The organism is Microbacterium sp. 05T445 (assembly GCF_056395865.1).
The window spans coordinates 1,687,091-1,698,284 of record NZ_JBFTKJ010000002.1; the positions used below are offsets into that span (position 1 = coordinate 1,687,091).

The following is an 11,194-nucleotide window of genomic DNA, read 5'->3' on the forward strand; positions in this document are numbered from 1 at the left end:
CCATCGTCGCACGGGCGGAGCAGCTCACACCGCGGTGCCGACCGCCGCCCAGGCGCGGGCGGTGACCGCGAAGGCACCGTCGCCCATCTCATCGCGCAGAGCCTGCTCCAGGCTCCTCACGTGCGCCTCGTCGAGGGTCGCCACGTAGCGCCCGGCGGGGCCCACGCCCAGCAGGAACGGCTCCCACCAGGCGTCGAAGCCGGAGAACGACACGGTGCTCTCGACGACGGACTGCCGCACGTCGGTGAGTCCGGCGCGCTCGAAGATGTCGACGAGCTGGCCCTCGACCGCCCCGCTCAGCCCCGCCTCGCCCCTCACGTCCGCGTCGAGTGCGCGCGCCACCCGCCAGAAGGCCGACAGCGGTCCGCCCTCTCCCGCGTGATCCCAGACGCAGGCCGAGACCCGCCCGCCGCCCGCGCTCACGCGCGCCATCTCGCCGACGCCGCGGACCGGGTCTGTCATGAAGTGCACGACGAGCTGCGCGAGCACGGCGCCGAACTCGCCGTCGCCGAAGGGGAGCTCCTCGGCGGTCGCGACGCGGGCATCGACGCCCGGGCACGCCTGCGCGGTCGCCGCGACGAAGGCCGGCTCCGGATCGACGGCGTCGACCTGCGCGGCGCCGCGTCGGCGAGCGAGCTCGAGCGTCAGCATCCCTGGTCCGCATCCGACGTCGAGGACGCGCGCCCCGGGGTCCACCCCGGCCAGTCCCAGGTCGGCGAACTCCACGGCCAGCGGCGTCGAGAAGCGGCCCATGAAGCGCGCGTACGCCTCCGCGCTGACACCCCCGAAGCTGCCCACGGGGTCATCCTGGCACGCGCCGCCCCGCCGTAACATCCCCGAAAACAGCGGGGCCTACACTCGACCACGAAGGGGGTGCGCCGTGACGTCCACCGCGATCGGATCGGATGCCCGGACGACGGATGCCGTCGCCCAGGCGATCGAGGTCCTCGCCGGCCGCCGCATCGCGGTGCTCACCGGTGCCGGTGTGTCGACCGACTCCGGCATCCCCGACTACCGCGGCGAGGGCGCCCCCGTGCGCACGCCCATGACGGCCGAGCAGTTCCTCTCCAGCGATGCCTCGCGCCGCCGTTACTGGGTCGGCAGCCACCTCGGCTGGAAGGCGTTCGCCACGGCCGAGCCGAACGCCGGGCATCGCGCGATCGCCGCCCTGGAGACGCGGGGGCTCGCCACCGGCGTGGTCACGCAGAACGTCGACGGCCTGCACGTGCGCGCCGGCAGCCGCCGCGTCGTGGAGCTGCACGGCACCATGCGCCGCGTCTTCTGCACGCACTGCGGCCAGGTCTTCGACCGCCGCGACCTCGCCCGCCGCGTCGAGGACGACAACCCGTGGATCCGGGTGCCCGAGAACGTGGCACTCGGTCCCGACGGCGACGTGCTGCCCGAGAGCACCGACGGCTTCCGCATCCCGGAATGCAGCGTGTGCGGAGGGATGCTGAAGCCCGACGTGGTGTTCTTCGGCGAGTTCATCCCCGCCGAGAAGTTCCGCGAGGCCGAGCAGCTCGTGCACACCAGCGAGGCGCTCGTGGTGGCGGGGTCCTCGCTCGTGGTGAACTCCGGCATCCGCCTGCTCGAGCGCGCCCGACGCCGGCGGCTGCCGGTCGTCATCGTGAACCGCGGCGCCACCCGCGCCGATGCGCGCGCCACCGTCAAGATCGACGCCGGGACCAGCGAGGTGCTGCAGGCGTTCGCCGACGGGCTCCCGGCCCTCGGCTGACGCGGCTCCCTCCCAGAAGGCGCCGATAGGCTCGAACGGTGACTGCGCTGACCCTCATCCGCCACGGCGAGACCGACTGGAACCTCGCACGACGGATCCAAGGGTCCACCGACATCCCCCTCAACGACACCGGGCGGGCCCAGGCTCGGGCGACCGCCGCCGTGCTGCGCGAGCGGCTCGATCCGGCGCTGCCGGTGACGGTCGTCTCCAGCGATCTCGCCCGTGCCCGGGAGACGGCCGAGATCATCGCCGCCGAGCTCGGCGCGGCCGCCCCGCGTGCGTACCGCGGGCTTCGCGAACGCGGGTACGGCGAGGCCGAGGGCGTCGACGTCGACGAGTTCCGCGCCCGGTGGGGCGACTGGCACTCCGCCGAGGTCCCCGGCGCGGAGCCCTGGACCCTGGTGCGCGAACGCGGCATCGCCGCCCTCGGACGCGCGGTGCGCGACCACCGGCGCGCGACGGCGCCGGCCGCGGCATCCCTCCTCGTCGTCAGCCATGGCGCGCTCATCCGCGAGATGATCCGCCACGCCACCGGTGGCGAGATGCCGACCGAGGGCGAGCGCCTCGCCAACGGGTCGACGCACGACTTCGTGTTCGAGCGCGACCACCTGCGCCTGATCTCGTACGCGGGCGTCGTGGCCTGACGCGCGTCAGTCCTTCGCGCGCGCCAGCACGGCCCGGGCGTGCCGGAGCACCGGCTCGTCGATCATGCGCCCCTCGTACGAGAACACGCCGCGCTCGCTGCGCGCCGCCTCCAGCACACGGCGGGCCCAAGACACGCTCTGCTCGTCGGGCCGGTAGGCCGCGCGGATGACGGCGACCTGACTCGGGTGGATGCAGGCGGTGGCGCGGAAGCCGGATGCCGCGGCATCGGCCGCCTCGATCGCCAGGCGCTTCGTGTCGGCGATGTCGAGGTGCACGGCGTCGATCGGGGCCTTGCCGCGGGCGCCCGCCGCCAGCAGCACGCGCGAGCGGGCGTACCGGGCGATGTCGCGGTACCGCCCGTTCGGCTTGCGGCTGGACGTGCCGCCGAGGGAGGCGACCAGGTCCTCCGCGCCCCACATCAGCGCGACGACGTTGTCGAGCGCCGCCAGCCGGTCGGCCTGCGCCACGCCCTTCGCCGTCTCGCACAGCGCCACCACCTCGAAGCGCGCGTCGATGCGCCCGATCCGCTTCGGCGACTCGGACTTCGCGACCATGATCCGCCGGTAGTCGGTCTGCGACAGGGTCGCGAGGTCGGCGGCGAACGCGTCGGTCTCGGGAGGGTTCACGCGCACGATCACGCGGGACGGGTCGAGCTCGGACTCGATGAGATGCCCGCGCGCCGCCGTCTTGTCGGCGGGCGCCACCGCGTCCTCGAGATCGAGGATGACGGCATCGGCCCGCTCGAACGCCTTCGCGAAGCGCTCGGGGCGGTCGGCCGGGCAGAACAGCAGCGCGGGACCGAGGTCGAAGGTCACGGTGTTCCCCCTTCGGCGGGATCGGTGGCAGGTTCCGGCGCGCACCACATCAGCGCCGTCCGCGTCGCGAGCGCCACGACCTCACCACGCTGGTTGCGGCCGGTGTGCCGCATCGTGACGATCCCCTGACCGGGACGGGACGCCGACAGCCGCTTGCCCGTGATCTCGGTCTCGGAGTACAGGGTGTCGCCGTGGAAGACCGGTGCCGGGAACGTGATGTCGGTGAGCCCGAGCTGCGCGACGAGGGTCCCTTGCGTGATCTGCGAGACGGATGCCCCGATCAGGGTCGCGAGCGTCCACATCGAGTTCATCAGGCGCCGGCCGAACGGCTGCGACTCCGAGAAGGCGGCATCCAGGTGCAGCGCCTGCGTGTTCATCGTGAGCGACGAGAACAGCACGTTGTCGGCCTCGGTCGCGGTGCGGCCGGGACGATGCAGGTAGCGGGCGCCGACGTCGAGCTCTTCGTACCAGAGCCCGCGCTGCTCGATCTCGTGAGGGGTCACGTCTGTCACGCTACCCTCACGCCACGCCCAGTGCCCGCGCGATCACGAGCAGCTGCACCTCGCTGGTGCCCTCGCCGATCTCGAGGATCTTCGAGTCGCGGTAGTGGCGGGCCACCGGGTACTCGTTCATGAAGCCGTTGCCGCCGAAGACCTGCGTCGCGTCCCTGGCGTTGTCCATCGCCGCGTCGCTCGCGGTGAGCTTCGCCATCGCCGCCTGCGTCTTGAACGGCTTGCCGGCGTCGCGCAGTCGCGCGGCGTGGTGCCAGGCGAGCCGGGCGACGTGCACGCGCTGCTGCATGCGCGCGAGGAGGAACTGGATGCCCTGGCGGGTGGCCAGCGCATCGCCGAACACGGTCCGCTTCTTGGCGTAGTCGACGGCGGCTTCGAGGCATCCCTCCGCCGCTCCCGTCGACAGCGCGGCGATCGCGATGCGCCCCTCGTCGAGGATGTGGAGGAAGTTCGCGAAGCCGCGGCCGCGCTCGCCGAGGAGGTTGCCCTCGGGTACGCGCACGTCCTGGAACGTCAGTGGGTGCGTGTCGGAGGCGTGCCAGCCGACCTTGTCGTAGGCGGGTTCGACCGTGAAGCCGGGCGTGCCGTTGGGCACGACGATCGTCGAGATCTCCTTGCGACCGTCGGACTCGCCGGTGACCGCGGTGACCGTCACGAACCGCGTGATGGACGTGCCGGAGTTGGTGATGAACTGCTTGGAGCCGTTGATCACCCACTCGTCGCCGTCGAGGCGTGCGGTGGTGCGCGTGGCACCGGCATCCGATCCCGCCTCCGGCTCGGTGAGTCCGAAGCCGGCCAGGGCGCGTCCACCGAGCAGGTCGGGCAGCAGCTCGCGCTTCTGCTCCTCCGTGCCGAAGCGGAACACCGGCATCGCGCCGAGGCTCACGCCCGCCTCGAGGGTGATCGCGAGGGACTGGTCGACGCGGCCGAGCGCCTCGATCGCGAGGCACAGCGCGAAGTAGTCGCCGCCCTGCCCGCCGTACTCCTCGGGGAACGGCAGGCCGAACAGGCCCAGCTCCCCCATCTGCGCGACGACGTCCATCGGCAGGGTGTGCGTGCGGTCGGCCTCGTACGAGACCGGCGCGACGACCTCGTCGGCGAACTGCCGCACGAGGCCCGCGAGCTCGCGCTCGTCCTCCGACAGGTCGTAGGTGTCGTAGCTGTCCATGATGCTCCTCGGGTGTCAGGAGGTGGGTGCGGTCGCATGGTCGGCGACCGCATCCGCGGGAAGGGAGGGGTCGGATGCCGCGGCCTCCGCCGCGGCGAGGCTCACGTGCGCGAGCACCTGATCGCGACGCACCTGGTCGCCGACGGCGACGTCCACGCGCACGACGCCGTCGTGGGGTGCGAGCACCGGGTGCTCCATCTTCATCGCCTCGATCGTGACGATGCGGTCGCCGGTGGAGACCGTCGCGCCGTCGGCGACATGGACCGCGACGACCGCACCGGGCATCGGCGCGCGCAGCTCGGGATCGGATGCCGCCGCCGCGCGCTCGCGGGCAGCCAGGCGCCGCTCCATCGCGGCGCGCCGGGTCAGCGGTCGGAGGCGATGCGCCGCACCGTCGGCGTGCACCCACACCCAGCCGTCGTCGTCCTGCGCCCCGACGATCCCCGCGTGCGCACCGCGGGCTCCGGCGCCGGCGCGCCAGCCGTGCGTGCCCACCGGGACGACGGGGAACGATCCGGGCGAAGCGGCGGGCACGAGGCGCACCTCGCCGTCGGCGGTCTCGACGGACACCTGCGGCGCGGCGGCAGGAGCGCCCGATCGCCAGCCGGAGGCCGCGCGCCACAGGGCGCTCGCACGGTGATCGCCGTGCGGCGGGCGCTCCTGCAGCAGACGCGCGGTCGCCGCCGCGACCTCCAAGGCGGCCGCAGCGGGCTCCGGCGCGGAGAAGGCGGGCATCCGGTCGATGAGCCCGGTGTCCATGTCGCCCGAACGCACGCCGTCCTCGGCGATCAGCGCGCGCAGGAATCCGATGTTCGTGTCGACGCCCAGCACGACGGTGTCGGCGAGCGCGGCATCCAGGGCGGCCAGCGCGGCACCGCGCTCGGCGCCGTGCGCGATGACCTTCGCGATCATCGGGTCGTAGTCCGAGGTCACCACGCTGCCGGTCTCGACGGCGGAATCCGTGCGGGCATCGGGCGCCGCACGCCACACCAGCACCTCTCCGGTCGCGGGCAGGAAGCCGCGCTCCGGCGACTCGGCGTACACGCGTGCCTCGATCGCGTGGCCGTCCAGGCGCACGTCGTCCTGCGAGAACGCGAGCCGCTCCCCCGCGGCGATCCGCAGCTGCTGCTCGACCAGGTCGAACCCGGTCACCAGTTCGGTGACGGGGTGCTCCACCTGCAGTCGCGTGTTCATCTCGATGAAGAAGAACTCGTCGGGGCGGTTGGCGGCGACGAGGAACTCGACGGTTCCGGCGCCGCGATAGTCGACCGATGCCGCAGCCGCGCACGCCGCGGCGCCCAGGCGTTCACGGGTCGGGGCGTCGACGACCGGCGACGGCGCCTCCTCGATCACCTTCTGGTGGCGACGCTGCAGCGTGCACTCGCGCTCGCCGAGGTGCACCACGTGCCCGTGCGCGTCCGCGAGCACCTGCACCTCGATGTGCCGCGGCCGCTCGATCAGGCGCTCCAGGAGCAGCGTGTCGTCGCCGAACGCAGCGGCCGCGACCCGGCGCGCCGTGGCGAGCGCGTCGGGCAGCTCGCCCGCCGCACGCACCACCTGCATACCCTTGCCGCCCCCGCCGGCGGACGGCTTCACCAGGAGCGGATAGCCCGTGAGATCCGCGGATGCCGCGATCTCGGCATCCGTCATCCCCACGGCGCTGAACCCGGGCACGGTGGGAACGCCGTGCGCCGCGACGTGCGCCTTCGCCCGGATCTTGTCGCCCATGACCTCCAGCGCCCGCTCGTCGGGGCCGATGAAGACGATGCCTGCGTCCGCGCATGCCCGGGCGAACGCGACGTTCTCGGACAGGAACCCGTAGCCGGGGTGGACGGCCTGTGCCCCGGTCGCCAAGGCGGCGGCCACGACGGCGCCGATGTCGAGGTACGACCGCGCCGCCGCCGCGGGCCCGATGCGCACCGCGGCATCCGCCTCGCGTACATGGGGCGCGTCGGCGTCGGCGTCGCTGTAGACGGCGACGGAGCGGATACCCAGGCGTCGCAGCGTGCGGATCACGCGGCGCGCGATCTCGCCGCGGTTGGCGACGAGGACGGTGTCGAACATTTCGTCTCGCTTCGCTCGCTCAATGACCGAGGGCTTGCTTCGCACTCTTTCCCTCACATCCGGAAGACGCCGAAGCGTGGCTCGGGCAGCGGCGTGCGCGCGACGACGTCGAGCGCGAGGCCGAGGAGGTCGCGGGTGTCCTGCGGGTCGACGATGCCGTCGTCCCACAGGCGCGCCGTGGCGTAGTAGGGGTTGCCCTGCTGTTCGTACTGCTCGCGGATGGGCGCCTCGAACGCCGCCTGATCCTCGGTGGCCCAGTCCTCGCCGCGCGCCTCGAGCTGGTCGCGCTTGACGGTCGACAGCACGGAGGCGGCCTGGGTGCCGCCCATCACCGAGATGCGGCTGGCGGGCCACGTCCACAGGAACCGCGGCGAGTAGGCGCGGCCGCACATCGAGTAGTTGCCCGCGCCGAACGATCCGCCGATGACGACGGTGAGCTTCGGCACCCGCGTGGTGGCGACGGCCGTGACCATCTTGGCGCCGTCTTTCGCGATGCCGCCGGCCTCGGCATCCCTCCCCACCATGAAGCCCGAGATGTTCTGCAGGAACAGCAGCGGTACGCCGCGCTGGTCGCACAGCTCGATGAAATGGGCGCCCTTCTGGGCCGACTCGCTGAACAGCACCCCGTTGTTGGCGACGATGCCGACCGGGTGCCCGTGGATGCGCGCGAAGCCGGTGACCAGCGTGTCGCCGTACTCCCGCTTGAACTCGTGCAGCTCGCTGCCGTCGACCAGGCGCGCGATCACCTCGCGCACGTCGTACGGCTGGTTCACATCGACGGGGACGACGCCGTACAGATCGGATGCCGGCACCGCCGGCTCGACCGTCGGCACGACCTCCCATGCCGGCTCGGCGGGCGCGGGCAGCGTGGCCACGATGTCGCGCACGATCTCCAGGGCATGCTCGTCGTCTTCGGCGAGGTGGTCCACCACACCGGAACGCTTCGCATGCAGCTCTCCCCCGCCGAGCTCCTCCGCGGTGACGACCTCGCCGATCGCCGCCTTCACCAGCGGCGGCCCGCCGAGGAAGATCGTGCCCTGGTTCCGCACGATGACGGTCTCGTCGCTCATCGCCGGCACGTACGCGCCGCCCGCGGTGCACGAGCCGAGCACGGCGGCGATCTGCGGGATGCCGGCGGCCGACAGCCGCGCCTGGTTGAAGAAGATCCGGCCGAAGTGGTCGCGATCGGGGAACACCTCGTCCTGCATCGGCAGGAACGCCCCGCCGGAGTCGACGAGGTAGATGCACGGCAGCCGGTTCTCGAAGGCGATCTCCTGCGCACGGAGGTGCTTCTTGACGGTCATCGGGTAGTACGTGCCGCCCTTGACCGTGGCGTCGTTGCACACCACCATCACGTGGCGCCCGTGCACGAGGCCGATCCCTGCGATGACGCCCGCAGCGGGCGCCTCTCCCCCGTACAGGCCCTCGGCCGCCAGCGGTGCGACCTCGAGGAACGGGCTCCCCTCATCGAGCAGGCGCGCCACCCGCTCGCGCGGCAGCAGCTTGCCGCGCGCGACGTGGCGCTTGCGGGACGCGGCCGGCCCGCCGAGGGATGCCGCGGCCAGCCGCTCACGCAGCTCCTCGGCCAGCATCCGCTGCGCGTCGCCCGTGCGCGCGAAGGCGTCGTCCTGCACCGCCGCGGTGCTCAGCACGCTCATATGGCTCCCTCGCGTCATCGTCGTCGACGTCACGATCGGGTCACACCCGTTGTCGTGGCATGGCCAGATTGGTTAGTGTTCACTAACTGAGCTTTAGGTTAGCGAGGCTTAACTGAAATGACAAGCGGCATCACCGAACGCGATCGCGCCAAGGCCGACCGCCACGCGGCGATCCTCCACGAAGCGGCCGCCCTCTTCGCCGAGCGCGGATTCAGCGGCGTGAGCCTCGAAGACATCGGCGGCGCCGTCGGCGTCAGCGGACCGGCGTTGTACCGCCACTTCGCCAACAAGCAGGCGCTCCTGGGCGCGATCCTGCTCGAGGTCAGCGAGAGGCTCCTCGCCGGCGGACAGGCCGTGCTCGCCGCGCACGACCTCGCCACCGACCGGCTCGACGCGATCATCGCGTTCCACGTCGAGTTCGCCCTGCAGGACGCCGACGTCATCCGCGTGCAGGACCGCGACCTCGCCAGCCTCAACGACGACGACCGGCACACCGTGCGACGCCTACAGCGCGAGTACGTCGAAGTGTGGATCGGCATCCTCTCCAGCGTCCACCCCGAGCGCGACGAGGACGACCTGCGGGTGCGCGCGCACGCGTGCTTCGGGCTCATCAACTCCACGCCCCACACCGTGCGCGCCTCGCGCTCACGGCCGGGCGAGCGCGACATCCGCAGCATCCTGCACACCATGGCGCGCGCCTCGCTCACGGCCTGACGCGCCGGTGTCCTAGTCTGGACGGACCATGGCGGGGCCTGGCCGACAGGGCGACGCAGGCAGGGCGGGCAGCGTCGACGGCACCGAGACGCCCGAGCCCGAGCGTGCTCCCGAGACGGGCGAGTCCAGCTCGCGCCGCGACTTCTTGAAGCTGGGCGGCGTCGCCGCGGCCGGACTGGTCGTGGGAGGCGCGGTCGGAGCGGCCGCCGGCGCCTCGATCGGCCACACCATCGGCTACCGCGAAGGGTCCGTCGATCTCACCGCCCTCCCGCCGCGCTCGGAGCCCGGGTTCGACCACGTCGTGGTGCTCATGGGCGAGAACCGCTCGTTCGACAACCTCCTCGGCTGGCTCTACACGCGCGAGAACCTCCCCGACGGCGCCGCGTTCGACGGCCTCGCCTTCGGCCGTCACGCCAACACCGCGCCCTCCGGCGAGCGCGTCGAGGTGCACACCTACTCGGGCCCCACCGACGACGTGATGGCACGGCCCGATCCCGACCCCGGCGAGGAGTACCCGCACGTCAACACCCAGCTGTTCGGCACGGTCGACCCACCGGGGAACGCCGCCGCCCAGGTGGGCGACATGGTCGCGCCGTTCAACGCGCCGAGGCCCGGCGCGAAGCCGACGATGGAAGGGTTCCTCCACGACTACTGGAACAACCTGACGCGCCTGCGCCACGGTCAGCCGCCCACGCTCGAGGAGGCATCGCACATCATGGGCGGCTTCTCGCCCGAGCAGCTGCCTGTGCTGTCGACCCTCGCGAAGGGCTTCGCCGTCTTCGACGCCTGGTTCGCCGCGGTGCCGTCGCAGACCTACTGCAACCGGTCGTTCTTCCACGCGTCCACCTCGCACGGGTTCGTCACCAACAAGCACGGCGGTGGATACGACAAGTGGCTCGACGCCGCGCAACGGCCCACGATCTTCAACCGCCTCGAAGAGGCCGGCATCCCGTGGAAGGTCTACTTCGACGAGATGCAGCTCGTCTCGCTCACCGGCATCCTGCATGCTCCGGTGCTCGAGGAGCACTGGCGCACCGGGCACTTCGGGCACATGTCCGAGTTCTTCGAGGATGCCGCCGCCGGACGCCTCCCCGCCTACGCCTTCATCGAGCCGCGCATGGTGTACGACCACAACGACTTCCACCCGCCGTTCGGCGCCCTGCGCGAGAGCCGGGTCGACGGCTCACCGGTGGTCGACTCCGCCGTCTCGGATGTCCGGGCCGGCGAGAAGCTGGTGGCCGACGTCTACAACGCCGTCAAGGGCAGCGCGACCGCGGACGGCTCGAACGCGATGAACACGCTGCTGCTGATCACGTTCGACGAGCACGGCGGCACGTACGACCACATGCCGCCGCCGGAGGCGACGCCGCCCATCGCCGACGACGCTCCCGGCGAGATGGGCTTCACCTTCGACCGGCTCGGCGTGCGGGTGCCGACGATCGCGGTCTCGGCGTACACGCGGGCGGGCACCATCGTCCACGACGAGATGCACCATGCCGCCGTCGTCGCGACCCTCACGCGGCTGCACGGTCTGCGTCCGCTCACCCGACGTGACGCCGACGCGCGCGACCTGTTCTCGATCGTGAACCTCGACACCCCGCGCGATCCGTCGAGCTGGCCGGTCGTGCACCCGATGTACGTGCCGCCGAACCCGGCCGAGGACGAGCTGTCCGACCTCAAGGACGGACCCCACAAGGACAAGCCGCTGAGCCCGCCCGGCCGCGGCCTGCTGGGGCTGCTGCTCGCGCGATACGGCCCGCCCGACGCGCCCGAGCCCCAGACGTACGCCGAGGCCTACGACGTGCTGCAGGAGCACGGGCTCGGGCTGTTCTACCCCAAGATCTCCTGACGCCGCACCACCGCCCGGCCGGCCCCAAGGCACC

The 11,194-nt window shown here is 72.2% G+C and carries 10 protein-coding genes; 4 read left to right on the forward strand and 6 right to left on the reverse strand.

Annotated elements, in window-relative coordinates:
- Positions 1–24: 24 nt before the first annotated feature.
- On the reverse strand, positions 25–798 hold the full coding sequence (locus AC1DDU_RS17540; RefSeq protein WP_477436330.1) for a methyltransferase domain-containing protein: 774 nt from the start codon (positions 796–798) through the stop codon (positions 25–27).
- Positions 799–880: 82 nt separating this feature from the next.
- Between AC1DDU_RS17540 and AC1DDU_RS17545 the strand changes: the two genes are divergently transcribed.
- Together AC1DDU_RS17545 and AC1DDU_RS17550 are read left to right on the forward strand one after the other, a co-directional pair.
- Complete coding sequence (locus AC1DDU_RS17545) at positions 881–1,735, forward strand: Sir2 family NAD-dependent protein deacetylase (protein WP_477436332.1); 855 nt, start codon at positions 881–883, stop codon at positions 1,733–1,735.
- Between the two features lie 38 nt (positions 1,736–1,773).
- The gene (locus AC1DDU_RS17550; protein WP_477436334.1) at positions 1,774–2,379 is read left to right on the forward strand and encodes a histidine phosphatase family protein; all 606 of its coding nucleotides are present in this window, start codon (positions 1,774–1,776) and stop codon (positions 2,377–2,379) included.
- 6 nt (positions 2,380–2,385) lie between these two features.
- Here the strand turns inward: AC1DDU_RS17550 and AC1DDU_RS17555 are convergent, their stop codons facing one another.
- The 5 genes from AC1DDU_RS17555 to AC1DDU_RS17575 are packed head-to-tail and all read right to left on the reverse strand — an operon-like array spanning position 2,386 to position 8,597.
- Complete coding sequence (locus tag AC1DDU_RS17555) at positions 2,386–3,195, reverse strand: HpcH/HpaI aldolase/citrate lyase family protein (protein ID WP_477436336.1); 810 nt, start codon at positions 3,193–3,195, stop codon at positions 2,386–2,388.
- Positions 3,192–3,698 carry a MaoC family dehydratase gene (locus AC1DDU_RS17560; protein WP_477436338.1) on the reverse strand — a complete coding sequence of 169 codons (507 nt, stop codon included), beginning with the start codon at positions 3,696–3,698 and terminating at the stop codon, positions 3,192–3,194. The genes AC1DDU_RS17555 and AC1DDU_RS17560 overlap by 4 nt, the downstream gene beginning before the upstream one ends.
- A 16-nt stretch (positions 3,699–3,714) precedes the next feature.
- On the reverse strand, positions 3,715–4,875 hold the full coding sequence (locus AC1DDU_RS17565) for an acyl-CoA dehydrogenase family protein (protein ID WP_477436340.1): 1,161 nt from the start codon (positions 4,873–4,875) through the stop codon (positions 3,715–3,717).
- 15 nt (positions 4,876–4,890) lie between these two features.
- On the reverse strand, positions 4,891–6,939 hold the full coding sequence (locus AC1DDU_RS17570; protein ID WP_477436342.1) for an acetyl/propionyl/methylcrotonyl-CoA carboxylase subunit alpha: 2,049 nt from the start codon (positions 6,937–6,939) through the stop codon (positions 4,891–4,893).
- A gap of 53 nt (positions 6,940–6,992) precedes the next feature.
- Positions 6,993–8,597, reverse strand: coding sequence for a carboxyl transferase domain-containing protein (locus AC1DDU_RS17575; RefSeq protein WP_477436344.1), 1,605 nt, complete (start codon positions 8,595–8,597; stop codon positions 6,993–6,995).
- Positions 8,598–8,714: 117 nt separating this feature from the next.
- Between AC1DDU_RS17575 and AC1DDU_RS17580 the strand changes: the two genes are divergently transcribed.
- Together AC1DDU_RS17580 and AC1DDU_RS17585 are read left to right on the forward strand one after the other, a co-directional pair.
- Positions 8,715–9,311, forward strand: a complete 597-nt coding sequence (locus tag AC1DDU_RS17580) for an SACE_7040 family transcriptional regulator (RefSeq protein ID WP_477436346.1) — start codon at positions 8,715–8,717, stop codon at positions 9,309–9,311.
- A 28-nt stretch (positions 9,312–9,339) separates the two neighbouring features.
- Positions 9,340–11,160 (forward strand): alkaline phosphatase family protein, encoded by a 1,821-nt coding sequence (locus tag AC1DDU_RS17585; RefSeq protein WP_477436348.1) that lies wholly within the window; start codon positions 9,340–9,342, stop codon positions 11,158–11,160.
- Positions 11,161–11,194: the final 34 nt, after the last annotated feature.